The organism is Pseudoalteromonas sp. SCSIO 43210 (assembly GCF_054133285.1).
In genome coordinates this window covers 2,168,489-2,194,943 of the sequence record NZ_CP087225.1, presented here as the reverse complement: position 1 = coordinate 2,194,943, position 26,455 = coordinate 2,168,489, and the positions used below count along the sequence as shown (strand labels likewise).

Below are 26,455 nucleotides of genomic sequence, written 5' to 3'. Positions count from 1 at the left end.
ACCAGTAGCCGAAATATACCAGATCCGCTTCGTAATTATAAATTTTTTATAGTTTATCTCTAAAAAAATAGAACGATAAATATTAAATTTATAGTTAACTCATTATTTCGCATAACTGTCTGTTGACATTAATGGTAACTCTCCATACATTGTAATGATGAATATTATTTGTTCTCACACTACCTTTTCGTTTTTTAGCTTCTTTATATAAAAGAGGCTGACCTGTTTGTGAGATAAAATCAATCGAATAGTAAAGCCTCCCAACCGGGAGGCTTTTTTATTTCTGCTGCATAATAACAGCTTGTTTTTTGGAATGAGGAAACCAAAATGACCAATGATGTATTAAATACATTAAGACACGACATAAATGAAATAGATTCAGATTTACTTGTGTTGCTCGCCAAGCGCCGCCGCATTAGCCATGGTGTGGTTGAATACAAAATTGCTAATAATAAACCAATTCGCGATGAAGCACGTGAACTCGCACTTTTAGAGAAACTGATTGGTTATGGTAAATCACTAGGTTTAGATGCTTATTACGTAAATAATGTTTTTCAAACTATTTTGGAAGATTCTGTTTTACACCAACAAGCTATGCTACAAAAAAACCTTAATCCAGATGCCCTTAGTGAAACACATCGTGTAACTTACTTAGGTGGTCAGGGTTCTTATAGCCAGCTAGCATGTCATAAATACTTTAGCCGCCGCCCTGGTAAATTAGTTGAAATTGGTTGTACATCGTTTGACGAAATAACAGGTAAAGTAGAAAACGGCCAAGCTGATTTTGGTTTATTACCTATTGAAAATACCAGTTCGGGTAGTATAAATGAGGTGTTTGATTTACTCCAACACGCACAAGTATCTATTGTTGGTGAAGTAACACACAGCGTTGAACATTGTTTATTAGCGACACCTAATACAGAACTAAGCCAATTAACAAAAATATTCGCCCACCCTCAACCATTTGCGCAGTGCAGTCGTTTTTTACAAGGCTTAGGTGAGTTACAACACGAAACCTGTGACTCAACGTCAAGCGCGCTGCAGTCGGCACTAAATACGCCAATGAGTGCTGCAATTGGTTCAGCGCAAGCAGGGAAAAACGTAGGGTTAGAAGTTATTAAAACTAATCTTGCTAATCAAAGTGAAAACCATAGCCGCTTTATTGTCGTTGCTCGCAAACCACTGCAAGTTTCGAATCAAATTCCAACTAAGACCAGTTTGATCATGTCTACAAAACAACAAGCGGGGTCGCTTGCTGACGCGTTAATGATTTTTAAACAGCATAAGATTAATTTAGTTAAACTGGAGTCTCGCCCAATGCCTGGTAACCCATGGGAAGAGGTGTTTTATGTCGATTTAGAAGCAAATTTAGCGGATAGCCAAGTAAAAGAAGCGCTAGAAGAACTTAAAGAGCACACCCAATATGTACGTATTTTAGGATGCTACCAAAGCGAGTCATTGCAGGCAGTAAGCGTGAATACTCAATAAGCAATTTTATAAATCAAAAAGGGCCGATATAGGCCCTTTTAGTTAACCAGTGCTAATCTGTATAATACCAACCCGCAATAATACTTAATCAATTTGAGGGATTCCCCCCCATATCTAAGCAAACGGTATAACAAATATTAATCTAGCACTTTTGAATCATTCGCTTTATTTAATAAGCTTCTGCTTTGCGTTAAAAAGTGTTCTGTCGAGTCAGAAAAGTAAACTTTAGCCTGCGCAAAAGAATCAATAAGTCCTGCTTTATCTCCCGCCTTTAATTTTGCTAATGTGTTAGCAAAGGTATCTTGATACTGCGCGAGTAAAGTCTCTACATCATCAAACTGCGCTAACATAATATCAGAGTAAAGCTCAGGTGATTGAGCAAATAAACGCCCTACCATCATTAATTCAAGTTGATAAATAGGTGATGAACAACTACGTAGTTCCTCAAGTGTATGGCTTTGTTTTGCTAAAAACTGTCCGTAGACAAAGGTTGTTAAATGACGCATTACTTGAATAATTTGCATTGCTTCATCGTGTTTTTTTGCGTCAAGCTCAACAAGCTGACAACCCCAAACCTGTAATTGCTCTAATAATCCTTTTGCGGCTTGGTGGTCTCGCCCTTCACATACAACGACTGTTTGTTTTACCCAGTGTGATATGTCGGGGCCAAACATAGGATGCAAGCCAACTACAGGGCCACTGTGCGCGGCTTTTAGTGCTTTAATAGGCGATTGCTTTACCGATGTAATATCAACAAGTAAGCAATCATCATCTAGTTTAGGTAACTTAGCTACTACAGCGCCCAATGCGTTAATTGGCACACTGATCATTACTAGCTTGGCACCCTTTAAAATATCTTGCGCTTCGTTTTGCTGATCTTTATCTAAAATTTTAACGTTGTAACCTGAGCGAATAAACTGCTGAGCAAATAACTGACCCATGGCACCTTGGCCGCCCACAATAACAATAGGTGAAAGCTCTGGCGCAGCACATGCAAGTTTTGCTTGTTGGTTTTGATAGGCTTCTCGCATCATGCGTCTTAGTATATCTTCAACAAGATCTGGGCTTACACTTTGATTGATCGCTTCTTGTCGTCTTGCTGCTAATAGCTCTGCTTCACGTTCAGGTGCATGTAAAGGCGCGCCTGTTTGTTGTTTTATCTCACCAATCTTTTGCGTAATACCGTTACGTTTAGCAAGTAAGGCAACAAGTTGTGCGTCGCATTCATCTATACCCTCTCTTAGCTGTGCTAAATCACTTATGTCAGCCACGTTCATCCCACCTTAAAAAACAAATAACGTAAATATAAATTTACATAAAAGTAAACTAATCAATACGATAAATACTAACAGGATCAGGTAACTGAGAAAAGGCTAAAGCGGAAATTTTACTAATGAAGAATTGAGAATTGAGAATTGAGAATTGAGAATTGAGAAAATAATATTCTAAAACCAAAACGGGTTGCAACCCGAAGGATGCAACCCGTTTTTTTGCGTTGATAAACAGCGCGTATTAGTTAAGTTTTTCTCTAATACGTGCAGATTTACCAGAACGCTCACGTAGATAGTAAAGCTTAGCACGGCGAACTGCACCGCGACGCTTAACTGTTACGCTATCAATAAGAGGGCTGTGCGTTTGGAATACACGCTCAACGCCTTCACCGTTCGAGATTTTACGAACTGTGAATGCTGAGTGAAGACCACGATTACGCTTAGCGATTACAACACCTTCAAAGGCCTGTAGACGCTCTTTAGCACCTTCTTTTACTTTTACCTGTACAACCACTGTATCACCAGGGCCAAATGCAGGTACGTCTGTTTTAAGCTGCTCATCTTCAAGCGCTTTAATAATATTTTGGTTTACTTTTGCCATTATGTTTCTCACTTTCCTAGGTGTAACTGTCTTCTAGCCACAAGCTTTTTGGTACTCTTGCTGAAATTTCGCGAGTAATACCGCTTGCTCCTCAGTCAGAGCTAGGTTATGCAACAAGTCAGGACGTCGTAACCAAGTTCTGCCTAATGACTGCATAAGCCGCCATTTTGCTATCTCTTGGTGGTTACCACTGAGTAATACAGCAGGAACCTGTTTGTCGTCCAATGTTTCTGGTCGTGTATAGTGTGGACAATCTAACAAGCCATCCGAAAATGAATCTTGTTCCGCTGACTGGTTATGACCTAACACACCCGGCACTAATCGCGCTACTGCGTCAATTAATGTCATGGCAGGTAGTTCACCTCCACTCAAAATAAAATCACCAATCGACCATTCTTCGTCAACATATGATTCTATTATTCTCTCATCTATACCTTCATAGCGACCGGCAATCAAAATCAGTTTTTTAGCGTTAGCGAGTTCGCTAGCGCCTTGCTGATCAAGTTTGCGCCCTTGCGGGGACATATAAATTACTTTAGCACCATCACCAGCAGCTTTTTTAGCTTCGGCAATCGCTTTTTTTAATGGTTCAACCATCATTAACATACCCGGTCCGCCCCCGTAAGGACGGTCATCTACGGTTCTATGCTTATCTAAAGCGTAGTCTCGCGGATTCCAGCAGTTAAAATCAATTAAGCCATTTTTTACTGCGCGACCGGTAACACCTTGGTCTGTAATAGCGTCAAACATGTCTGGAAAAAGGCTTATCACCCCTACCCATAATGAACTAGTTTGCGTCATTAAAACCCAGGATCCCAGTCTACGGTAATTTCTCTTGCGTCGTATTTAACTTCTTTAATAACTGAATCAGTTAAAAAAGGAATCAAACGCTCAGCTTGACCAAATGCATCTTTACTATTTGCTTTCACAACTAGTACATCATTTGATCCTGTCTCCATCAGGTCATCAACAATGCCTAAGCTATAACCTTTATCAGTTACAACCGACATGCCAATGAGATCTCGCCAATAGAACTCACCTTGCGGGAGTTCAGGTAATTGCGCTGAATCCATCGAAATTTCTGCATGAGTATAAGCCATTGCTTCGTCTCGATCGTTTATTTGCGCAAATTTAGCGATAAAGCCTTTGTTGTGGCGACGCCAGTCGACCACTTCTAAGGACTGCCATTTACCTTGCTGCCCTATCAACCACGGGCTGAAATCGAAGATCCCTATGGGATCATCAGTAAATGAATGTACCTTAAGCCAGCCCTTTATACCATATGGGGCACCGAGCTTTCCTACGACAATTATTGATGAGGTGTTCTCTTGACTCATGGTTACACTTACGCCTATTAAGCCGCTTTACGAGCGTCTTTTACTAACTTAGCTACGCGATCTGAAAGAGATGCGCCCTGACCTACCCAGTGTTCAACACGTGGTAAATCTAAACGAATTTTTTCTTCTTGACCTGAAGCAATTGGGTTAAAAAAGCCTACTTTCTCGATGAAGCGACCGTCACGCGAGAAACGGCTATCCGCAACCACAATTTGATAGAAAGGGCGTTTTTTAGCGCCACCACGTTGCAAACGAATAGTTACCATACCGTCCTCTATAAAGATTGACTGTTTTCATTAATAAGATTTACTCCCCAGAATGGGGAGCTGGGGAATTGTACGAGTTTTTGGCAATAACGCAAGTAAGAAGTGCAGCAAAAAGGCAGTTTAGTAGGTTAAACCGTGATCTCAACTGAAAATTAGAGCTTATGAGGTATTACGCGCATAATTTATTCAATAAAAAAGGAGCTATTTGCTCCTTTTTTGTCGTTTATTTATTCTTTCAAAAATAGCTAAAGGCTAATATTTAAAATTTAGGGCCGCCGCCCATCATTCCAGGAGGTAACATGCCTTTCATACCGCGCATCATTTTGGTCATGCCGCCTTTGCCTTTCATTTTTTTCATCATTTTTTGCATTTGCGTAAATTGCTTAAGCAACTTATTAATTTCTTGTACCTGTGTACCTGAGCCAGCTGCAATACGTTTTTTACGCGAACCTTTAATAATTTCTGGGCGTGCACGCTCTTTTTTAGTCATCGAGCTAATAATAGCTTCCATTTGGATAAATGTTTTATCACCCATTTGACCTTTAACTGCATCTGGTAAGTTAGACATACCAGGGAGCTTATCGAGCATCGACATCATGCCACCCATATTTTTCATTTGCTTTAGTTGATCCGCAAAATCATCAAGGGTAAAGCCTGCGCCTTTAAATACTTTTTCAGCAACTCTGGCTGCTTGCTCTTTATCTACTTTCATCTCGACTTCTTCGATTAATGAAAGTACATCACCCATGCCTAAAATACGTGACGCTATACGGTCAGGATGAAAAGGTTCAAGTGCGTCAGTGCGCTCACCAACACCCATAAACTTAATAGGCTTACCTGTGATATGACGAATAGATAAAGCCGCACCACCACGTGCATCACCATCAGTCTTTGTTAATATAACACCGGTAAGTGGTAATGCCTCGTCAAATGCTTTAGCTGTATTTGCCGCATCTTGACCTGTCATTGCATCAACAACAAATAATGTTTCAATTGGGTTGATTGCTTTATGAAGGTCTTTAATTTCGTCCATCATGTCACTATCGACATGTAAACGCCCTGCGGTATCAACAAGTACTACATCAATGAATTTCTTTTTTGCATGAGAAATAGCTGCTGTTGCAATATCTACAGGTTTTTGCGAGATATCACTTGGGAAAAAATCAACATCAACTTCAGCAGCAAGCGTTTCTAACTGCTTAATTGCCGCAGGACGGTATACGTCGGCACTCACTACTAGTACAGATTTTTTCTTACGCTCTTTTAAAAATTTTGCAAGCTTTGCGACACTGGTTGTTTTACCTGCACCTTGAAGACCAGCCATCATTACAACCGCAGGCGGTTGCGCGTTTAAGCTTAGCTCTTCGTTTGCTTCACCCATCGCTTTTTCAAGCTCTTCGCGTACTATTTTTACAAATACTTGGCCTGGGCTTAAGCTTTTTGTAACTTCAACACCGACTGCACGTTCCTTTACTTGCTTTACAAAGTCACGAACAACTGGCAACGCCACATCGGCTTCTAAAAAAGCCATACGCACTTCACGAAGAGTGTCTTTAATGTTGTCTTCAGTTAGGCGGCCACGACCACTGATATTTTTTAAGGTTTTACCTAATCGTTCTTGGAGGTTCTCAAACATGTATCGGTTCCGATAAGACGTTATATCAATCTAATTACACAGCTTTTTTATTTAGCCATCCAATTAAGGATATTGATATTATTAAATTTGAATTAAAAACAGTATACCGTAAATGGTGCCGGACAATACAGTGTTCAAGTGCCGCTAGTTGAGTTTCTTTTTTTAAGGTCTATCCATTTGCTTTGCTATAAAATACAATGCCAATATAACAACAAGGATTTTTTGACTCAAATTAAGTGGCCCAAGCACAATGCTGATTATTAGTTTAACTATTATTGCCAGTTTATTTTATGTGTTAGCAACGTCTCACGTGCTATCACGACTGTTTCATCAACAAGGCCCTAGCCAGAAAGTAACTGTAATATTAAGTACGGTTGCTATATTGGCGCACATGCTGCTGTTAGTGAATTCAGTGTTTCGATCCGATGGTCAAGATTTAAGTATCGTTAATGTCTCTTTACTTACCTGTTGGGTTATTGTTGTATCTGTCACAGCCGTGTCATTAAAGTTTCCGGCGACCCTATTACTTCCGGTTGTTTACGGTTTCGCAGCACTTCTAACTATCGCTAGTTTATTTATACCGCACCATCTTTTGTTGCAAAGTATAAATGTTGAAATAGGTTTAGTGACACATATCTCTATTTCTTTACTCGCATACTGTATTTTGATTATTGCTACCCTATATGGCGTACAGTTTTACTTTATCGATAAGCGATTAAAACGAAAAGATTTAGCAATTGTACACAGTCATTTACCCCCTCTGATGGTTGTTGAGCGCCAGCTCTACCAACTTTTAAACTTAGGGACAATCCTTCTTACTTTTGCATTGCTGTCAGGGTTTTTATTTCTTGATGGGATGTTTGCTAAAGAGTTTATCCATAAAACGATACTGTCGTTAATCGCGTGGGTAATTTTTGCTGTTGTTGCATTAGGTCATATGAAAAAAGGTTGGCGAGGAAAACCGGTCGTTATTACAATTATGATTGCTGCATTTATCCTCACACTTGCTTATTTTGGCAGCCGTTTCATACAAGAAGTAATACTAAATAAGTTTTAACTTGACTCTGCTTGCTCACTCTAGCTTAATACGCATTGATTTATAAGAAAAGGATCCATCGTTGGACGACATATCGACAAGTACCCTATTTATCATTTTAGGTTTTTTGGTGCTTTTTTCTGCTTACTTTTCCGGCTCAGAAACCGGAATTATGTCAATCAATCGTATACGCTTGCGACACCTCGCTAAAGAGGATCATCGTGCAGCTAAACGAGTCAGTAAATTACTTAGCCGTCCAGATAGGCTCATCGGTTTAATCTTAATCGGTAACAATCTTGTTAATATAGCAGCAGCCCAAGTGGCTACGATTATAGGCATTCGCCTTTACGGTGACCTTGGTATTGCTATAGCAACGGGTGTGTTAACTTTAGTCGTGCTTATATTTGCCGAAGTAACTCCGAAAACCCTTGCTGCCCTCTATCCTGAAAAAGTGGCCTTTCCAAGCTCAATAATACTTAAAGGGTTACTAAAAATTCTATTCCCTTTTGTCGTTGTTATTAACTGGATGACCAACGGAATACTGCGATTATTTGGTATTAGCGCCGCTCAAATAGACGAACACAGTATGAGTAAAGAAGAATTAAAAACCGTACTCAATGAGTCAGGCGCACTTATTCCTGCACGCCACCAAAGCATGCTCACCTCAATTTTAGACTTAGAACAAGTAACCGTTGAAGATATCATGATCCCACGTAACGAAATTGTGGCGATAGATATAAATGATGATTGGAAACTAATTAGCCGCCAGTTAACTCATGCACAACATACCCGTGTGTTGTTATACAGAGATAACATAGATGATGCCGTCGGTTTTATTCACTCACGCGATGCGCTTAGGCTTCTTACAAAAGAGCAGTTTGATAAACCTTCGCTGCTACGTGCTGTACGTGAAATTTACTTTATTCCTGAAGGTACGTCCCTTAATACTCAACTTTTAAAATTCCAATTATCTAAAGAACGTATTGGCCTCGTCGTTGATGAGTACGGTGATATTCAAGGCCTAGTAACCCTTGAAGATATTTTAGAAGAAGTGGTTGGCGATTTTACAACAACACAAACACGCACTCCGAGCGAAGAAGTAACAACCCAAACTGATGGTTCTTGTATTGTGGATGGCGGTGCTAACGTACGCGATTTAAATAAAGAAATGGGTTGGGATTTCCCACTTGACGGTCCTAAAACATTGAGTGGTTTAATTGTTGAATATTTAGAAGATATTCCTGATGCAAATATTAGTTTACGTATTGCGGGATACCCTGTTGAAGTACTTGAAGTAAAAGAGAACATGATTAAACAGGTAAAAATACATCCCAATAAACGAACTCGTTAAAGTAAAAAGGAGCCGAATTGGCTCCTTTTTTAGTAATGAAAATAATTAACCTAAACTCTGGTTAGGGGATTTTCAGTAAATTCAATGCAGTTAACGCTGAAAATAGCTACTCGAGATAGATTTATTATCCAGAATTCAGATTAATTAGCTAAATAATCGCTCTAACCACCCTTTATCAAGCTCTTCTTCACAACGCTTTAATTGCGCGCCATAGCGACTAGCTCGGTGTTTAACTTTATTTGCGACGCCCATTAGCCATTTTTTCTTTTTATAAGTACCACGCTTATATCCGCCCCAGCCTTCGTGATAATTAAGATATTGCGCATAAGCATCCCATTTAGAAATACCATTCACTTTATGCGTTTTATAAACAAACCATGCCATAAAATCTATTGCATCATCAAAATCATCTCTATCAGCACCATTATTACCTGTTTCGCGAATATAATCTGCCCATGTAGGAGTCTTAGCTTGCGAGTAACCATAAGCGTCACTGGCACGCCCAGTTGGAATTATCCACAAAAAGTATTCCATTGGTGGCGCTGCATCGTGTTTAAATGAGCTTTCTTGATACATCATGCTCATTAATACATGCTTAGGTGAACCCCACTTTTCTTGAGCGTCTCTTGCATCGAAATACCAATCGGATTTTTCCTTAAAAATCTTACAAATATCATTCGGTTGCTTTGGTGGGGCTGTAGCGCACCCCGCAAGAGTAATAGCTAGAGATAACATTAGTGCATTTTTTTTCATGTTTTTAGATCTCACTGAACTTTTATAAAAAGTGTGGGTCTGATTTTATAATGCAGCAGTACAGCATTGTTTCATCCCTGAAAAGTATTTACGCAGCCAACTTGGGCTGCGTTTTTTTTGTTTAAAAATAGTGGGCATTAAACTTACTTACTGGCAAAATATGCATCTAAGAATGCTTTGAACGATTGCGTATCCGCTTGCTCAATTGCCACTTGTGCCTCATTAGACTCTATAACTTGTTGTTCCAGCCAAGGCTTTAAAAACTCACTATAGTCAGTTTCAGCATGATTTTTTTTATACTTATTAGCTAATGCTAATGCGAAGTGCCCGTTATCTAAACCAGATTCTTTTAGTTGTGAAACGTAACGCCCCGAGTAAGTCAGTGCGGGGTTATCAATCCACTTTGCCATACGCTTTATAGTATCTGAGTAATAATTAACACCGTAAGCATTATCCATCCATTTAGCAACATCCGTTAGCTGGGTAAATATTTCGCCGCCCCACGACTGCAGGCTTCGTTCTTCGTTATTAAAGTTAAGCATTAGTCCTTCTTCTCGACCTTGATTTACTACTGTGTCGAGGTTTTCAGTACTACGCGCTTGTTCTTTCCAATCCATTGGAGCTGAATCTTTTAATAAACAATATGTTAAAAATACATCTAAAAAGTGAATTTGCTCTATATCAATACCCACTTCGCTAAAAGGGTTGACGTCTAATGCGCGAATTTCTACATACTCAATGCCAGCTCTAAGCAGCGAGTCTGTCGGCGTTTCACCATTTTTAGCATTTCGTTTAGGGCGAATTGGTGAGTAAAATTCATTTTCTATTTGCAAAATATTTTTATTAAGCTGTTTAGGAGCTTCACTCGTATAATCGTCAATATCGCTATAGATTTCAGATGGGGTATTGATCGCTTTTTTCAAACCCGCTACATATTCATCTAGTGAATTATACATTACGCGCAATGATGACTGTGCGCTATTTGTATACCCCAGATTACCTAAACGAAGTGCAGTACCGACTTCTAAATAAAGTGTACCTTTCCCTAATTTTTTAAATGGCAAGTCGGTTTTGCGACCTTGTAAAAATGAATTACATAGCGCCGGAGATGCACCGAACATATAACTTATTAACCACAGCTCGCGTTTAAAATTACGGATCAGTGCTAAATAACCATCAGAGATAAAATCTTGTAAACTGGCGTTACTTTGTTTTAGTGAATGAATTGATTGCCAAAGTGTGTCAGGAAAAGAAATATTAAAATGTACGCCTGCAATTGCTTGCATCATACTACCGTAACGATTTTTTAACCCTTCACGGTATAATGTTTTCATTTGACCAGTATTTGAGCTGCCAAATTGTGCTAATACAATATCATCTTGATGTTCAATAAAGCACGGCATGCTAATAGGCCACAGTAATTCATCGCCCATTTTTTCTAAAGTGAATTTTTGCAAATCTTTTAATTGCTTAAGTGTCTGTATAGACGATTCGCTAACAGGGGTAATGAACTCAAGCAAAGACTCAGAAAAATCAGTGGTGATATGCCCATTAGTTAATGCACTTCCAACCCCTTTAGGATGCCCTTGAGCTGATATAACACCATCGTTTTTTATTCTTAACGACTCTCGCTCAATACCACGCTTAATGCCTTTAACTGCGTGTTTATGCTCATTTGCTGATAACGCGTTTAGCGTATTTGTTAAATCATGTGTTGTCAAAAATGCTTCCTCGGGCCACGTGGCTTAATCATAGGGTTATGGGGGCTAATTACCTAGACTCAAGATTAAATTGCTAAGAACAAAACAATTTCTCAAAATTAATTATCATTTATCCAATTTGGATATGCGTTTGATATGGCAGGCATCATACAGTAAACCCTAATATTGCCACCGCTCTTAGTATTATACAATTTTTTTGCATGGGTATTTAACCTAAAAAACGGAAGACTCACACGACTCAAAATCTCTCATTGCAGTACTTACGGTGTTGAATCTACTTGCAGTCGATTCATTTTAATCTGCGTTCAGAGTAAAGATTAAATTTCATCAATAAATAGACCGGCACTTACACGATATTGGCTCACCTAACTTTTAATAATCAGCCTAACAATTCAATTACTTGATGTAGATCATAAAAATATGAAATTTAAATTATAAGTACTAAAGAAATACTTTGTTTTTTTGCTTTGTAGTTAACAAGCAATATAATGACGCCAACGATAAAGGATGATAAAAAATACAATGCGCAATAATAAAAGCTTAAAAAATGAAGAAGTCCATTTTGATGAGTCACAAGAACTTGTTTCTACGACTGACCTAAGGGGAGTAATAACTTATGTTAATCAAGAATTTTGTATCATCGCTGGATACACCTCAGAAGAACTCATAGGAAAAAATCATAATATAGTACGTCATCCTGATATGCCTAAAGCAGCATTTAAAGAAATGTGGGAGATCTTAAAACAAGGCCATTCTTGGCGAGGTATGGTAAAAAATCGCTGTAAAGATGGCCGCTACTATTGGGTTGATGCATTTGTAACGCCTATTTTTGAACATGGTCAGCTTATTGGCTATCAATCTGTAAGAACAAAACCAAGCCAACAACTAAAACAACAAGCACAAGACTTATATAATAAAATAAATGCGGGTAAGTCACTATTTAGCCTCAAAGAACAAACAACAAGAAGACAAAGCATCAGCTTTGTATGCGTATTACTATGGCTAATTTATATTGCTCTATTTGGTTCGCTAAGCATTGCCTTAATAAACTTATTTATTTGCTGTTTAGTCATTGCTCTTAATTATGAAGAGCTAATTGTGACACCTAAAATATTACGTGATCAAAAAGCTAAGTCTGATTCGGTATCTCGTTATATTTATAGCGGCTATAACCCGCATAGTATAAGTGATTACAGAGAACAAATGATCAGTGCAAAATTACGTACTGTATTGGGTCGTATGAAAGATTCAACATTAAGCTTTAATAACATTGCGACCGACTTAGATAAACAATCCGCGATGACTGAAAAAGGTATTGCGGCACAAGGTGAGCGTTTAGAACAAATAGCATCAGCTATGGCACAAATGAGCTCAACAATTGGTGAAATATCAAATAGCACCACAGAAACAGCAGATAAAGTAAACCTCACTCACCAAAGCTGCTCTGATATTAAAAATCATATTGCCGAAAACAGTATCATGGTGTCTGATTTAGCAACACAGGTGGAACAAGCCGCGACAACCGCAAGCAGCTTAGCTTCTGAGGCTGATAAAATAGGTCAAGTGATGAGTGAAATTGAAGGGATTGCGGATCAAACAAACTTACTGGCATTAAATGCAGCAATAGAGGCAGCAAGAGCAGGCGAACATGGCCGAGGCTTTGCCGTTGTAGCAGATGAAGTAAGAACCCTGTCGTCAAGGACTCAAAATGCAACAACACAAATCCATAGCTCAATTAAAGAAATACAAGATACCTTATTTAGCTGGTCTAAAGTAATGCAGAGCACTAAAACTCAAGCCGATACTTGCGTAGATACAACCGCTAAAACTCAGATCGAACTTGATGGTATTTTTGTTCAAATAAGTGAGATTTCTCAGCTAGCAATTCAAATATCGACTGCAGCAGAAGAGCAACAGGTAGTTAGTAATGATATTGGTAATAATGTATCGCAGATTAAGGGGTTTGGTGACGAAAATCTCAATTTAAGTTTTAATGTCGCAAAAGGTGCAGCAGAGCTGGTTGAAGGTTCTCGTAAAGTAAATGACCTTTTACTTACGTTTAAAGTTTAAATTAGCACCTATAAAAAAGCCGCTGATTGAAGTGGCCCACAATAATTGGAATGTCCAACTATTGGGTGTCACTTTAGGTAGCGGCTTTATATATTTAACTTCTATTGATTAGCGATTTGTAAATACTAGACCTTCATCGGTTGCATCAATAATGATAACACTGCCAGGTAGATAATCACCACTGAGTAACTTTTGCGCGAGTGGATTTTCAATGGTTTGTTGAATCGCACGTTTAAGTGGACGCGCGCCATAAACGGGATCAAAACCACTTGCTGCAATGCGTTCAAGCGCAGTGTCTGTTATTTCCAGTAAGTAACCCATTTCAGTTAAACGCTCACGTAATTTCATTAACTGAATATCAGCAATCTCTTTGATATGTTCGTTAGCTAATGGATGAAATACCACCGTCTCGTCTATACGGTTTATAAATTCAGGCCTAAATTCATTTATTAATACATCCATCACTTTAGCTTTAAGTGTTGTGTAATCATTATTTCCAGCCTGCTCTTGAATAATATCTGAGCCTAGGTTTGAAGTCATAATAATAACGGTATTTTTAAAATCAACGGTTCTACCTTGTCCGTCGGTTAGACGACCATCATCTAATACTTGCAGTAAGATATTAAATACATCAGGGTGTGCTTTTTCTATTTCATCAAGCAATATAACTGAGTAAGGTTTACGACGAACAGCTTCTGTTAAATAACCGCCCTCTTCGTAACCCACGTAACCAGGAGGTGCTCCAACTAAACGCGCAACTGAATGTTTTTCCATAAACTCAGACATATCGATACGCACCATGGCATCTTCAGTATCAAACATAAAACCAGCCAGTGCTTTAGTTAGCTCTGTTTTACCAACCCCCGTTGGGCCTAAAAATAAAAATGAGCCAATCGGACGGTTAGGATCAGCAAGTCCGGCACGAGAGCGGCGTATTGCGTTAGAAACAGCAACAACAGCTTCATCTTGGCCTATTACCTTACTGTGTAACTTATCTTCCATTTGCAGTAGCTTTTCACGCTCACCTTGTAGCATTCTCGATACCGGTATACCGGTCCAGCGAGAGAGTATTTCTGCTATTTCATCCTCACCGACTTGGTTTTTAAGCAGAGTCATTTCTTGCATTTCGGCTTGTGAGGCTAAATCAAGTTTTCGTTCAAGTTCAGGGATACGCCCGTATTGCAGCTCTGACATACGCTGTAAGTCACTTGCCCTTCGCGCTACGTCTAAATCTAATCTCGCTTGTTCAAGCTCTGCTTTAATTACTTGCGTGCCTTGAAGTGATGCTTTTTCAGCATTCCATATCTCGTCTAGCTCACGATATTGCCCATCAAGGTCGGTGATCAACTCTTGCATTTCAGCTCGGCGTTTTTGGCTTGCTTCGTCTTTTTCTTTCGCTAGTGCATTATCTTCTAACTTTAGTTGGATAATACGACGTTCGAGTTTATCTAATGACTCTGGTTTTGAATCAATTTGCAAACGAATTGAAGAACCCGCTTCATCTATTAAATCAATCGCTTTATCTGGTAATTGACGATCACTAATATAGCGGTGAGATAACTGCGCCGCAGCAACAATCGCGGGATCTGTAATTTCTACTGAATGATGTAACTCATATCGCTCTTTTAAGCCGCGTAATATAGCAATGGTATCCTCGACTGAAGGCTCTTCAATGAGTACTTTTTGGAAGCGACGCTCAAGTGCTGCGTCTTTCTCTATGTATTTACGGTATTCATCAAGCGTGGTTGCGCCAACACAGTGTAATTCACCTCGCGCTAATGCTGGTTTTAGCATATTGCCCGCATCCATTGCGCCGTCACTTTTACCTGCCCCCACAATGGTGTGTATTTCATCAATAAATAAAATGACTTGGCCTTCTTCTTTAGCCAATTCGTTTAATACTGATTTTAAACGTTCTTCAAATTCGCCACGGTATTTAGCACCCGCAACTAACGCGCCTAAATCAAGTGATAGTACGCGTTTATTTTTTAATCCTTCTGGTACTTCACCATTAATAATACGCTGCGCTAAGCCCTCAGCGATTGCTGTTTTACCAACGCCAGGCTCACCTATTAGTACAGGGTTGTTTTTAGTCCTGCGCTGCAGAACCTGAATCGTACGGCGAATCTCATCATCACGGCCTATAACAGGGTCAAGCTTACCCTGCTCAGCGCGTTCAGTTAAATCAATGGTGAACTTTTCTAATGCTTGGCGTGTTTCTTCTGCATTTGGATCATCAACTTTTTGACCTCCACGAATCGCCTTAATCGCACTCTCAACTTTGGTGGCAGTTATATTTAACGCTTTAAAAATAGTCCCAAGCGGGCCTTTATCATCACATGCAACAAGTACAAATAATTCACTAGAGATGTATTTATCTTTACGCTTTTGCGCATATTTATCGCATAAGTTGATAAGCGACACCATGTTATTGGACAGTTGAACATCACCGCCGACCCCTTCTATTTTAAATAGCTTTTCTATTTCTTGGGAGAGCTTGGTATTGAGTTCGTCTGCACTTATGCCTATTTGGGCAAATAGCGCTCGAACACTTGACCCGCTTTGCTGAAGCAATGAGTACATTAAGTGTACAGGTTCAATAAATTGATGATCGCGGCCAAGTGCCAGCGATTGCGCATCAGAGAGCGCAGATTGAAATTTACTTGTAAATCGATCTAAACGCATAAGGGTTTACCTATCAAATAATCTAATTGCTTAATTAATGGGTATGTTTAGGCGTTTGTTCAAGGTGTAGCAGAAAATATAATCACAACAATGATAAATTACTTGCGCCAGATCAAACTTGCCATGCGTCCAGTTTGGCCATCACGACGATAAGAAAAAAACAGGTCTTTGCGAGAAACAGTGCAGTACTCTCCCCCTGTAATTTTTTTTATACCTGATTTATTTAGTAATATACGAGCAATATTATAAATATCGGCAAGGTATTTGTGGTTAGTTTGTAGTTTAAACGCTTCAACAAAAAGAGATGATTGTGCTTGAAATAGCTCAAAAACGTCTGAGCCAACTTCGAATTTATTTGGACCAATAGCAGGACCTAACCATGCATTGATATCCTCATGCTTTGCATCAAAACAATCAAGAGTACTTTTAATTATACCCTGCTCTAACCCTCGCCACCCTCCGTGAATGGCCGCAACTTCATTGCCATCATTACTACTTAATAATATGGGAAGGCAATCAGCAGTCATAATAGCAAGTGGTTGATCGATTAGTTGTGTATAAAGAGCATCAGCATTATGTAACTCAGTGAAGTCAAAATGCTCATCAACAATAACAACATTGTTACTGTGAACTTGATTTAGCCATACCGCTGGTTTTGGAATATGCGTATTTAACAATGCGCGATTTTTTAATACGTACTCTTTATTATCACCAACATGAAGTCCAAGGTTTAAACTTTTAAATGGGACTTGAGAAACACCACCTTCACATGTAGTACTTAACGTACCTACATTATGAAGGTTTTGCCATGTCGCTGATAATAAATTCACTATCTATCTATATCAGGATTAGCTTTGGTGTCTTCGCGTAGTGCTAGCGTCATAGCAACCATATCATCAGGTATAGGCGCTTGCCATGTCATCATTTCACCCGTAATAGGATGAGCAATGCTTAATTTAACCGCGTGGAGAGCTTGGCGTCTAAAACTACGAAGTAACTCAAATAACTCAGGAGTTGCACCTTTTGGTGGACGCGGACGGCCGCCATAAGACTGATCACCTATTAATGGGTGATTTAAGTAAGCCATATGAACACGAATTTGGTGTGTACGACCGGTTTCTAAGCGCAAACGCAAGCGTGTATGTGCGCGAAACTTTTCAGCCACACGGTAATGCGTAATAGCAGGCTTGCCCATTTCATGAACAGCCATGTGTGTACGCTGTGTCGCATGGCGACCAATAGGCTTTTCAATCATGCCACCAGCGGTCATGGTTCCATTACAAAGCGCTTCATATTCACGCGTGAAGTTTTCACGTTTTTGCAATGCTGTCACTAAATGCGTTTGTGCAGGGATAGTTTTAGCTACAACCATTAATCCTGTCGTATCCTTATCTAACCTGTGCACAATACCAGCTCGCGGAACATTGATAATTTCCGGGTAGTGATGTAATAGCGCATTTAATACTGTGCCATCAGGATTACCCGCCCCAGGGTGAACCACAAGCCCCATTGGTTTATTAATTACCAAAATATGATCGTCTTCATAAACTATGTTCAAATCGATGTTTTGTGCAAGGTATTCTCGCGGTGCTTCAATAGTTGTTTCAACATTAAGAAGCTCACCACCTAATAACTTAGTACGTGGTGTGTTTAATATTTCGCCATCAACAGTAATTTTATCATCCAAAATCCATGTTTTTATACGTGAACGTGAATAATCAGGGAACAATTGCGCTAATACTTGGTCTAGACGTTTACCACCTAAGTCAGTTGGAACCTCGGCTTGAAGAGAAATTTGCTCTGTCATTAGTAACTTTACCCAATTTACCAGTGCAAGCTTTGCTCGACTGGGTTAGAATCGCTTTTAATAAAAGCATAATATAATACGTATAGTTTACTCGGTTTTACCGACTTGGCCTAGCCGAAGACATCGAAGGTAACAAATAAAATGATAAATAAAATAGGGAAACGTGCATTTGCCATTGTTTTTTCAGTTTCTGTACTTAGTTTAGGCGCTTGTTCGTCTGCGCCTGACCAAGAAGATATTCAACGTGTACCAAACAGATCAGCACAAGCTTTGTATGAAGATGCAAAAGAAACACTAGATTCTGGTTTATATGCACGTGCAATTGAGCTTCTAAGTGCAATAGATTCTCGTTATCCATTTGGCCCGTTTTCTAAGCAAGTACAAATGGATTTAGTGTATGCGCATTATCAATCGGGTAATACAGAGCAAGCATTAGCAACAGTCGATCGCTTTATACGCCTCAACCCAAATCATAAAGATTTAGATTACATGTATTACATGCGTGGTTTGGTAAACATCAAAGCAGACAAAAATGCATTTCAAGAATACTTTGGTGTAGATAGAGCTGACCGTGATGCAAACCGAACACGTGTTGCATTTACCGATTTATCAACATTGGTTAAACGTTTTCCAGATAGTGATTATGCACCAGAAGCTAAACGTCGTTTGGTGTGGCTGTTAAACCGCATGGCACGTTACGAATTAAAAGTAGCGACTTACTATTACGAACGTGAAGCTTATTTAGCAGCAGCTAATCGTGGTAAATTTGTTGTTGAGCATTATTCACAAAGCAGCTATTTAGACCCTGCACTTGAAATGATGGAAAAAAGTTACGACAAACTAGGGTTAACTGAACTTAGCAAACATGCAAAGCAAACGCGAAAACTGAATAATAGAACCAAATAGAAAAAGCGCTTGTAAGCTGCCTCTTATACACAAACCCCTGCTAAGTAATTAGCTGGGGTTTTTTATTAGGGGTGTGTGCAGGACACGGGATCTTTGCTCAATTTTGACTTGTTTTCTCACGGATGTAAGCCAATAGCATCAAACAGGGGCAGTTACCAAGCCCACTAAGTTACAAACCTCGCGCCGCGATTAAACCCCCTAAATAGAACAAATTTTAAACCTGAAAGGTAATACCAATCTGCTTATATATGGGGTCTATTTAACGTTAAGAAAATTACGCTAGAACAAGGCAAAAATTTTTGTATCTAGTTGTTCTCGGCAATTGCTCCCTGCATTGCTCTACCTCCTGCATCCATGCAGTCGTAAATAAAAATTTTTAACGACGTTATAGTGCAATTTAATTCGTTAAATTGATCAAATATTTATGCAGGTTGGTATAAACAGGCCCTGTATTAATTAAAACGTTAAATCGCGTCTTCATCTTCTTCTGCTGTTCGGATCCGTACGACACGCTCAACATCAGTGACAAATATTTTACCGTCACCTATTTTTCCTGTTTGCGCTGTTTTAACGATAACTTCTATAGCACGTTCAACATCATCATCACCAAGTACGATGTCTAATTTTACTTTTGGCAAAAAATCAACCATATACTCCGCACCACGATACAGCTCAGTGTGCCCTTTTTGGCGACCAAAACCTTTAACTTCACTTACGGTCATTCCATTGATACCTACTTCAGACAATGCTTCACGTACATCATCAAGTTTAAAAGGCTTAATAATTGCTTCTATTTTTTTCATGTTAACTACTTTTTTAAAGCTTCAGATGCTTCGATTTTAGACAATCATAGAGTTCATAGCAAACAAAGCAATTGAATGACGGTGATAAAACAATCAACCATGGTATAATTTACCAAATAAAAATAGCTATACTTAAACAACTCGCAGTAATGAGATTAATATGAACAATAAACAAAACGGATTCACCCTTCTAGAATTAATGGTCACTGTTTCTATTGTGGGTATTATTGCTTCTATTGCCTTTTGGAACAGTAGCGACATGCTTGAAGAAAATAGGGCTGAAAATTTTTTGTTAGAGTTGAAAAGAAATATTAGCTATGCACGTTCTCAAGCAGCAAGTACTGATGAAATAATGGTGCTATGCCCTGGACCATTAAATAAGATAAGCGAAAATAAATTCTTTAATTGTCAAAACACATGGCAAGGCGATTCGGTAATAGCATTATTTGTTGATAAAAATAACAATGGTAAATTTAATAGAAAAACAGACACTATTTTTAGAGCAATGGAAAAAATTAGTTCTACAGATAAATTAAAATACACTGGAAATGAAAAAATGCTGCGCTTTAATACCAGCGGTCGTATCACGACTAATCCAGGCGACTTTATCTTTTGCCCCAATAACGGTACTGAAAACAATAAAGCGCTCAGAGTTTCTCAATCAGGAACAGCCTTTTATCTAGGAGATACCACAGAAAAATGTGATTAAAAAACACACTAATTAAATTTGTCATATTCTGATTATTTACTAGACTAAATTAATCATTTAGATTGATTTAAGGCTTCAGGGATGAGGTTTAAAACACGTTCAAACAAAATATTAGGGATAATTCTCATAGAGTTAATGGTGGCTTTATCAATCATTGCTATCATCAGTCAGCTTTCAATATGGTTCTTTTCAGATTTTTTAGCCTTAAATCGTGCCGACAATCAAGTTAACCTATTACATCGTAATATTAACTACGCACGGCTGTATGCAATCGAAAATAGCACCTACGTTACGCTATGTACGTTAAAAGAAAAGGAATGTGTGAAAGATGATTGGGACGGTCGAATCTCTTTATTTATCGATAATGATAAATCCACTACACTAAATAACGATGAACTACTTTTGAGTACATTTGAACATACTCATGATGCAGATAGCTTAAAATACCCTCGTGATGCAATAACTTTTAGGCCTGACGGTTCACTAAATGGCTTTCAAAATGGCACTTTTATCTATTGTCCAAATAGCGACAAGGCAAATCTTGAAGGGCTTGCCTTGTCAGTAAGTCAAACGGGTCGAATACGAATTAAATCAACCGATATATGTCAAAAAAGTAACTAACCTGAACTCTGGTTAAGAGGTTTACTAACGTATTTAATCATAGTGATGTTTAAATTTATTTTCTCTAGCCAGAGATTTTCAGTGAAAACAAGGCTAATTTACTTGCAATAGCTGGCCTATTGCAAGTAAATTCAACGCAGTCAGTACTGAAAATAGCTGCTTGAGATAGATTTATTATCCAAAGTTCAGGTTAACTAATAATTACCGACCCCAACAATAGTCAACGTCAGTAGCTCCTTTAGTACCTTTTGCACCCTTTAAGCCAATATCAGTAATAGATAGTTCAGTACAATCACCATCACCTTTTACTGCGCCACCTATGGGCTTTGCTTTAATGGTAAACGTATTCGTTTGTTTCACTTCGATACTGAGTTCAAAATGTTTACTTTCTGTTTTATTATTAATACCAAGGTTATCAAACGATTCTGTGTATTCCCTATTATCAACAAAAAACTGCTCTTCTTTATTTGCCGCATCCAATAATGCCGCAGCGGCTTCAGCACGCGAAGTGCGCTTAACATACTCAGTGTAATTAGGTAATGCTATTGAAGCTAATATACCAACGATAGCAACAGCTATCATTAGCTCAATTAACGTAAATCCACCTTGTTTATTGCTCATCTATTTTTCCTTAATTTTTGATTTCGTCATTTTCTTCACGCTTATAAATATAAGTTTGCTGCGTTTTGAAGCCAAAGCCGATAGGTTGAACATCATTAACTAACTTAATCTTACCATCAACAACATTTAACCCAGGCCCTACAATCTCGACTGGTTTCATTGGATTTTCAGCATTTTCGCCTTTGATGCCAGGGCCAATTAAATAGAACTGACTTTCCATTTTAACATCTATGTCTGTATCAATGATATCTGGTGGTGTAGGGTCATTTTCATCCAGAATAGGCTCTGCATCACATTTACCATTGTTATTTGCATCCACACAAGATTCTCCTTCGCCAAAATAAAGCTGTGCTGTATCGGGTACATCATAACTCGTGGAAAATTTTAATTCGTCATACACTTTCGTCCCGTAGTGTAAATGGAATGCATATAAAGAACCTCCTCCCCCACTAAGCGAGCATTGGTTTTCAGTTGACGTATCTGAAGCTGGCTTAAATGATGAAAAATAAGCAACACCACCTACAACGGCAGCTGCAGCTAACGACTTTTCACCTGTGCCTAATTCATAGTGCCAGCCCTTGAATCCAGCTAAATCTACTTCTAAGTCGACAAATTTATCAACATCATTTAATGCATTACCAAAAGGGTCTAAATTCATCGGCATTAAATCAGCTAGTTTAATCGCATCTGGTGTATTTGTTGTAAACGTTCGTGTTACCGTGTTTTCATCTCGAATCATTAACAATTGATCTTTTTCATTGGTATCATTCGGTTTCGAACGATTACCGCTCCCTAATACCACAGCATCAAAGGGTGTATCTAGCCGAGTTATAACTTTTTTACCATTTACAGTCACTTCAGAAACTTTGCTAAACATCGTTCTTACTATTAATGGGTTATAAAAAAAGCGTCTATCTTCTGTTGCTTGACTACTTCCCAATTCAGCAAACTTAAAGTGACTAAATTTATTTACATCGTCTCCTGGCATATCAATACGCCATATATCTCCTCCAGTATCAGATGCGTAAATTCTATCAATGTATCCATCGTAATCAGAATCAAGTAAAGAAACATTAGCAGCAATACTGTGTTCGCCCTCAAATCCATTAATATCAGGGGTGAGCGCCCATACTCTTTTTCCTGTTTCAGCTTCAACAATATAAATACCTCTACCTATATTATCTTTACTTCGAATAGCCGCATCCTTATTCGTATCATACCCTGCACCAAACACAAGTAACGGCTTATCACCAAATGCTTTTATGTAAGCAATCTGTGGCTTTGACCACGTTTGAGCTAATTCTTTAAAATCGCCTTTACCACCTTCGATTGGCTGTGCCCACAACTTTTTTGGCTCACTAGGGTCTGAAATATCAAGTGCATAATAGTTTTTACCACCACGTCGCATACCTGCTACAGCCCAGACTTGATCACCTTGACTTGCATCAATAACACCATCATTTAAGCCATTATCATTTAGGTTTTTATTATTAAAATAAACACTAATCGGCCCATCCATACCATACAGTTTACCGGTTTCATTATTGCGAAGAGGTTTAATAATGTCATATAGATCAGAAGGTATAAATGCCCAACTTTCGCTCACTTCATTATTAACATCATCATCTTTGAACATATGCAGAAATCCAGCATTAGTGCCTATTAGAATACGAATATCATCATTGCCGTAATCTATCGCTATCGGTTTAGAATGCAGGGGGTCACCAAAAATATTACCTCTTTGATCTGTTCTATCGCCATCACCGTTTTCATCATCAACATCAATGCCCATAGACCATTTAATATCAGAGCTACTTAAAGTAATCGGATTGTCATCTAATGAATCAAGTATCTCGCTTACAATCGTGGTGTTAAATTCAACAATACTTCCTTGCTTATTTGTATAAAGATTCCGCCTTTTTAAAGCATCACTGCCAGTGAGTGAGCTTAAGTGATAATTTACACCACCTTCTGCAACCAAACTTCCATCAGCTGACTGATCACTTGGTAACCAATAGGTTTTTGCATCATCATCAATCAAACCATCCGAATCAAGCGCCGCTTTATTCGTTGAATCAATAATACGGCTACCAGAAACTTTTAATTTTTTTAAGTTTCCTTTCCACCTAGTACCTATTTCAGGATAAAACATAGCGAAATAAATAGCATTTCGACTACGAGTTTGATCGACGTTATTACTCGCTACAGATGGCGATGAAAAGCTATCATTTACTTCTCGAATTTTAGAAATTGCTTTATTTAGTGACTTAGATAATTCATCTGGGGTACTGGCTGGAAAGTTTTCGCCACCACCTAATGACGAAGCTTTAACTAAAAGCTCTTGCCCCTTAGCACTCATTCCAGAACCAAAACCTATTGTGTATAGACGCCCTGTCTCGTGAATATCAGGAGTCGCTGGATACAAATCTACTTTTACATTACTCGTACCATGAATAACTTTAGCCAACTGATGTAAATAGCTACTGTAATAACTATCAGTACTCCAATTTAGGCCTTGCCCAAAGTACTTCTTATGCTCATCACTAATTACGCTATCACTATCATTATCTCCTGACGGATCACCATCAGTCATATAAATAATATTTACTGAGTTATCACAACGCTTCGCTTCCTCTACGCTGTCATTAAATGGAGAAACATACGTATAAGTAGTTTGTGTATCATAATAGTTATAACAAACCTCTCTGCGATTTCGCCCCCAACCAGTCCAATAGCAATGCTCTTTTTCTATCTGAGTCGTTACAATATCTTCAACACTGGTATCTCTTTCAACTTCGCTTGCTCCCAAACCATAGCTCACACTTTGCCCTGTAATATATAAATAGGCTTCCCAGAGTGTCTCTGTTAGCGGCGTTCCACCATCCGCTGGTAAATTTGCGATTGACGATTTAACCACAGAGGGGTCTTTCCCCAAGCCATTTATAATATAACCGCCATCAGTCTCTTTAAAACGCATTAAACCAAAGTCAATATTATCGTTATCTTCTATAACTTTATTCATCGCATATTGTGCCGCACCTAGGCGACTATCCGAGCATAATATATAGCGTCTTAGATTATTACTGTACCCACAATCATTACCCGAACTTGATGAAAACGCCATACTTCCCGATGTATCAAATATAAGCAGCACACGTGGTTTTTCATCCACGTTAATATTATGATTCACGTAGAGCTCTATATCCTCAGCGGTAGCCGGTACACTCATTGTTAACCCTAGAGATGCAGCAAATAATTTATTTAATTTAAGTCTCATTTTAAATTCCTTTGCCTGTACTAGCCATTTGTTGAGCAATACCGGTAACAATGGTTAACTGATGTTTGCTTTTAGAGCCATACTCTATTGTTGTTGATACTTGCATCATATTGCAAGCAACCCCTTTTGTGCAGCTATAGCACCTCGGACACTCCAGATTAAGTGCGCCTTTATTTAAGTTAATCATTTTACTTGGCATACCATTATGTTCAGCAATAAGCATTCCGTCGGTGCTTTCGTCAGCTATTTTAGTGACTTCCTCGGGTGACAAGAAGAACTGATTAGCCGCACCTTTATTTGCTTCCTCAGCAATCACGCGAAGTACTTCGCCTATCAATTCATTTTCAGCTACTTCGCGCTCTTGTGCTGCATTCGTAATTTTAATATCAATACTGCTACTGCTCATTAATGTTACCGCAATACCCGTGACAGCAATTACCATTATCAAAGCAGTAATCAGTACAACACCTTGTTGCTTGATTTGTGATTTCATTAAATGCGCCATAAATTTTCCCCAACGTTATTTAATCGAATAGTCGTTGTAAAAACAGTTCGCCTAAAATTATCTGTAAATTGTAATTCTCTATTATCTGCATCTTCGCCTAACGTGTATGTTTGATTTTTAATGCTAAGGTCTGCATCAGGTTGCAGGGCCCGTATCAATAAAAATACTTGCACAGTTAAAATTCCTTTGCGATTTTCCCAATCGGCTGGAGCCATATTATCAATGCTCTTATACATATCTATTCGACTATCATTTGTTGTGTCTAAGCCAAAAACAAAACGCATGTTTTCGACCCCTTCCATTATTGTTTCGGTTTTCATAGCATCGTCAACCAAACGTTTACGCATTAATGCAGGAACCGTTAACTTATTATTATTTACCGTATAGGTTTGATTAGAAATATAATAAACATGGTGACTATACGGCCACACTGTCGCATTAACATTTAGCGTCGCTGGATCAACAATATTTCGCACAAATTGTGCACGCTCTTGCTCTGCTATAAAGTAATTTTCTTTATTTTGTGTTTCATTACTGCCCGCTTTAACTGTAATTGGATCACCCTGTAAAAACTTAAGCTGCAGGATATCCGTTCCACCTATTGGATTAGTTACGCAATTAAGCTCTTTTACGGCTCCCGCTGTTTTGGCATAAATAGTGCGAAAGTTAGTGGTACTGGAAAGATCTGGGAAACTGCCGTTATTTAAGCCTTCAAGGCAATCGTTTGCTGCATTAGGTGTTGCTAATGTCGTCGTGTTCGCTGATGAAAATGAATCATCATAAAACGTTCCCCAAAACCCAATTTGCTCAATATCTCGTTGCATTATATTTATAGCTAAGCGACCTGACTCTTGCAGCTCGCCTATTGTCATAGTATCTCGAGTTGTTACTTTCATACCTATGTAGGTAAACATGACACCACCAAGTACAAGACCACCAATAAAAAGAGAGATCATGACTTCTATAAGTGTAAACCCTTTTTGTTTCATGC

The 26,455-nt window shown here is 38.6% G+C and carries 23 protein-coding genes; 7 read left to right on the top strand and 16 right to left on the bottom strand.

Features of this window, described 5'->3' with window-relative positions; translation table 11 throughout:
* Positions 1-327: 327 nt before the first annotated feature.
* Positions 328-1,488, top strand: coding sequence for a chorismate mutase (locus tag LOS73_RS09365; protein ID WP_007378353.1), 1,161 nt, complete (start codon positions 328-330; stop codon positions 1,486-1,488).
* Between the two features lie 137 nt (positions 1,489-1,625).
* On the opposite strand, the gene tyrA is transcribed toward LOS73_RS09365, so the two are convergent.
* The 6 genes from tyrA to ffh form a co-directional block, all read right to left on the bottom strand.
* On the bottom strand, positions 1,626-2,759 hold the full coding sequence (gene tyrA, locus LOS73_RS09360) for a bifunctional chorismate mutase/prephenate dehydrogenase (RefSeq protein ID WP_008135719.1): 1,134 nt from the start codon (positions 2,757-2,759) through the stop codon (positions 1,626-1,628).
* Positions 2,760-3,000: 241 nt separating this feature from the next.
* The gene (gene rplS / locus LOS73_RS09355; protein WP_007581406.1) at positions 3,001-3,360 is read right to left on the bottom strand and encodes a 50S ribosomal protein L19; all 360 of its coding nucleotides are present in this window, start codon (positions 3,358-3,360) and stop codon (positions 3,001-3,003) included.
* Between the two features lie 33 nt (positions 3,361-3,393).
* Positions 3,394-4,161, bottom strand: a complete 768-nt coding sequence (gene trmD / locus LOS73_RS09350; protein WP_008135721.1) for a tRNA (guanosine(37)-N1)-methyltransferase TrmD — start codon at positions 4,159-4,161, stop codon at positions 3,394-3,396.
* Positions 4,161-4,697, bottom strand: coding sequence for a ribosome maturation factor RimM (gene rimM / locus LOS73_RS09345; RefSeq protein WP_008135722.1), 537 nt, complete (start codon positions 4,695-4,697; stop codon positions 4,161-4,163). Before rimM ends, trmD begins: the two co-directional genes overlap by 1 nt.
* Before the next feature lie 17 nt (positions 4,698-4,714).
* Entirely contained in the window at positions 4,715-4,963 is a 249-nt protein-coding gene (gene rpsP, locus LOS73_RS09340; protein WP_002962192.1) for a 30S ribosomal protein S16, read from the bottom strand.
* A gap of 259 nt (positions 4,964-5,222) precedes the next feature.
* Positions 5,223-6,599, bottom strand: coding sequence for a signal recognition particle protein (gene ffh / locus LOS73_RS09335; protein WP_007378358.1), 1,377 nt, complete (start codon positions 6,597-6,599; stop codon positions 5,223-5,225).
* A gap of 250 nt (positions 6,600-6,849) precedes the next feature.
* Here ffh and LOS73_RS09330 point away from each other — a divergent pair, with 250 nt between their 5' ends.
* Positions 6,850-7,656: a cytochrome C assembly family protein gene (locus LOS73_RS09330; RefSeq protein ID WP_007378359.1), complete on the top strand. Its 807-nt coding sequence runs from the start codon at positions 6,850-6,852 to the stop codon at positions 7,654-7,656.
* A gap of 61 nt (positions 7,657-7,717) precedes the next feature.
* A complete protein-coding gene (locus tag LOS73_RS09325) occupies positions 7,718-8,986 on the top strand; it encodes an HlyC/CorC family transporter (protein ID WP_008135726.1) in 1,269 nt (422 codons plus the stop codon).
* Between the two features lie 144 nt (positions 8,987-9,130).
* Here LOS73_RS09325 and LOS73_RS09320 read toward each other — a convergent pair whose 3' ends face one another.
* Both LOS73_RS09320 and gshA read right to left on the bottom strand, forming a co-directional pair.
* Positions 9,131-9,739, bottom strand: coding sequence for a transglycosylase SLT domain-containing protein (locus LOS73_RS09320; RefSeq protein ID WP_007378361.1), 609 nt, complete (start codon positions 9,737-9,739; stop codon positions 9,131-9,133).
* Positions 9,740-9,882: 143 nt separating this feature from the next.
* Positions 9,883-11,460, bottom strand: coding sequence for a glutamate--cysteine ligase (gshA, locus tag LOS73_RS09315; protein WP_457934879.1), 1,578 nt, complete (start codon positions 11,458-11,460; stop codon positions 9,883-9,885).
* Positions 11,461-11,982: 522 nt separating this feature from the next.
* Between gshA and LOS73_RS09310 the strand changes: the two genes are divergently transcribed.
* Positions 11,983-13,530, top strand: coding sequence for a methyl-accepting chemotaxis protein (locus tag LOS73_RS09310; RefSeq protein WP_033040261.1), 1,548 nt, complete (start codon positions 11,983-11,985; stop codon positions 13,528-13,530).
* Between the two features lie 108 nt (positions 13,531-13,638).
* Here LOS73_RS09310 and clpB read toward each other — a convergent pair whose 3' ends face one another.
* From clpB to rluD, 3 genes are all read right to left on the bottom strand, one after another.
* Positions 13,639-16,215, bottom strand: coding sequence for an ATP-dependent chaperone ClpB (gene clpB, locus LOS73_RS09305; RefSeq protein ID WP_457934878.1), 2,577 nt, complete (start codon positions 16,213-16,215; stop codon positions 13,639-13,641).
* A gap of 98 nt (positions 16,216-16,313) precedes the next feature.
* A complete protein-coding gene (gene pgeF, locus LOS73_RS09300) occupies positions 16,314-17,045 on the bottom strand; it encodes a peptidoglycan editing factor PgeF (protein ID WP_149615342.1) in 732 nt (243 codons plus the stop codon).
* Positions 17,045-18,022 (bottom strand): 23S rRNA pseudouridine(1911/1915/1917) synthase RluD, encoded by a 978-nt coding sequence (gene rluD, locus LOS73_RS09295; protein ID WP_007378366.1) that lies wholly within the window; start codon positions 18,020-18,022, stop codon positions 17,045-17,047. The genes pgeF and rluD overlap by 1 nt, the downstream gene beginning before the upstream one ends.
* 141 nt (positions 18,023-18,163) lie before the next feature.
* Here rluD and LOS73_RS09290 point away from each other — a divergent pair, with 141 nt between their 5' ends.
* Entirely contained in the window at positions 18,164-18,928 is a 765-nt protein-coding gene (locus LOS73_RS09290; RefSeq protein WP_007378367.1) for an outer membrane protein assembly factor BamD, read from the top strand.
* A gap of 464 nt (positions 18,929-19,392) precedes the next feature.
* On the opposite strand, the gene LOS73_RS09285 is transcribed toward LOS73_RS09290, so the two are convergent.
* On the bottom strand, positions 19,393-19,731 hold the full coding sequence (locus LOS73_RS09285; RefSeq protein WP_008135742.1) for a P-II family nitrogen regulator: 339 nt from the start codon (positions 19,729-19,731) through the stop codon (positions 19,393-19,395).
* Between the two features lie 160 nt (positions 19,732-19,891).
* Here LOS73_RS09285 and LOS73_RS09280 point away from each other — a divergent pair, with 160 nt between their 5' ends.
* Positions 19,892-20,440 (top strand): GspH/FimT family pseudopilin, encoded by a 549-nt coding sequence (locus tag LOS73_RS09280; protein ID WP_007378369.1) that lies wholly within the window; start codon positions 19,892-19,894, stop codon positions 20,438-20,440.
* A gap of 81 nt (positions 20,441-20,521) precedes the next feature.
* Entirely contained in the window at positions 20,522-21,061 is a 540-nt protein-coding gene (locus LOS73_RS09275) for a GspH/FimT family pseudopilin (RefSeq protein WP_007378370.1), read from the top strand.
* Between the two features lie 201 nt (positions 21,062-21,262).
* Here the strand turns inward: LOS73_RS09275 and LOS73_RS09270 are convergent, their stop codons facing one another.
* Genes LOS73_RS09270 through LOS73_RS09255 form a run of 4 tightly spaced genes read right to left on the bottom strand, consistent with a single transcriptional unit; the run spans position 21,263 to position 26,453 of the window.
* Positions 21,263-21,682: a type IV pilin protein gene (locus LOS73_RS09270; RefSeq protein ID WP_007378371.1), complete on the bottom strand. Its 420-nt coding sequence runs from the start codon at positions 21,680-21,682 to the stop codon at positions 21,263-21,265.
* Positions 21,683-21,692: 10 nt separating this feature from the next.
* On the bottom strand, positions 21,693-24,959 hold the full coding sequence (locus LOS73_RS09265; RefSeq protein WP_007378372.1) for a pilus assembly protein: 3,267 nt from the start codon (positions 24,957-24,959) through the stop codon (positions 21,693-21,695).
* Between the two features lies 1 nt (position 24,960).
* On the bottom strand, positions 24,961-25,464 hold the full coding sequence (locus LOS73_RS09260) for a hypothetical protein (RefSeq protein ID WP_007378373.1): 504 nt from the start codon (positions 25,462-25,464) through the stop codon (positions 24,961-24,963).
* On the bottom strand, positions 25,452-26,453 hold the full coding sequence (locus tag LOS73_RS09255) for a PilW family protein (RefSeq protein ID WP_007378374.1): 1,002 nt from the start codon (positions 26,451-26,453) through the stop codon (positions 25,452-25,454). Before LOS73_RS09255 ends, LOS73_RS09260 begins: the two co-directional genes overlap by 13 nt.
* Between the last annotated feature and the right edge of the window lie 2 nt (positions 26,454-26,455).

Excerpts from the sequence above, each read along its gene's own strand:
- LOS73_RS09365 (WP_007378353.1), top strand. The coding sequence starts at position 328 with ATGACCAATGATGTATTAAATACATTAAGACACGACATAAATGAAATA.
- rplS (WP_007581406.1), bottom strand. The coding sequence starts at position 3,360 with ATGGCAAAAGTAAACCAAAATATTATTAAAGCGCTTGAAGATGAGCAG.
- trmD (WP_008135721.1), bottom strand. The coding sequence starts at position 4,161 with ATGACGCAAACTAGTTCATTATGGGTAGGGGTGATAAGCCTTTTTCCA.
- rimM (WP_008135722.1), bottom strand. The coding sequence starts at position 4,697 with ATGAGTCAAGAGAACACCTCATCAATAATTGTCGTAGGAAAGCTCGGT.
- rpsP (WP_002962192.1), bottom strand. The coding sequence starts at position 4,963 with ATGGTAACTATTCGTTTGCAACGTGGTGGCGCTAAAAAACGCCCTTTC.
- ffh (WP_007378358.1), bottom strand. The coding sequence starts at position 6,599 with ATGTTTGAGAACCTCCAAGAACGATTAGGTAAAACCTTAAAAAATATC.
- LOS73_RS09330 (WP_007378359.1), top strand. The coding sequence starts at position 6,850 with ATGCTGATTATTAGTTTAACTATTATTGCCAGTTTATTTTATGTGTTA.
- LOS73_RS09320 (WP_007378361.1), bottom strand. The coding sequence starts at position 9,739 with ATGAAAAAAAATGCACTAATGTTATCTCTAGCTATTACTCTTGCGGGG.
- LOS73_RS09310 (WP_033040261.1), top strand. The coding sequence starts at position 11,983 with ATGCGCAATAATAAAAGCTTAAAAAATGAAGAAGTCCATTTTGATGAG.
- clpB (WP_457934878.1), bottom strand. The coding sequence starts at position 16,215 with ATGCGTTTAGATCGATTTACAAGTAAATTTCAATCTGCGCTCTCTGAT.
- rluD (WP_007378366.1), bottom strand. The coding sequence starts at position 18,022 with ATGACAGAGCAAATTTCTCTTCAAGCCGAGGTTCCAACTGACTTAGGT.
- LOS73_RS09290 (WP_007378367.1), top strand. The coding sequence starts at position 18,164 with ATGATAAATAAAATAGGGAAACGTGCATTTGCCATTGTTTTTTCAGTT.
- LOS73_RS09285 (WP_008135742.1), bottom strand. The coding sequence starts at position 19,731 with ATGAAAAAAATAGAAGCAATTATTAAGCCTTTTAAACTTGATGATGTA.
- LOS73_RS09280 (WP_007378369.1), top strand. The coding sequence starts at position 19,892 with ATGAACAATAAACAAAACGGATTCACCCTTCTAGAATTAATGGTCACT.
- LOS73_RS09275 (WP_007378370.1), top strand. The coding sequence starts at position 20,522 with ATGAGGTTTAAAACACGTTCAAACAAAATATTAGGGATAATTCTCATA.
- LOS73_RS09270 (WP_007378371.1), bottom strand. The coding sequence starts at position 21,682 with ATGAGCAATAAACAAGGTGGATTTACGTTAATTGAGCTAATGATAGCT.
- LOS73_RS09265 (WP_007378372.1), bottom strand. The coding sequence starts at position 24,959 with ATGAGACTTAAATTAAATAAATTATTTGCTGCATCTCTAGGGTTAACA.
- LOS73_RS09260 (WP_007378373.1), bottom strand. The coding sequence starts at position 25,464 with ATGGCGCATTTAATGAAATCACAAATCAAGCAACAAGGTGTTGTACTG.
- LOS73_RS09255 (WP_007378374.1), bottom strand. The coding sequence starts at position 26,453 with ATGAAACAAAAAGGGTTTACACTTATAGAAGTCATGATCTCTCTTTTT.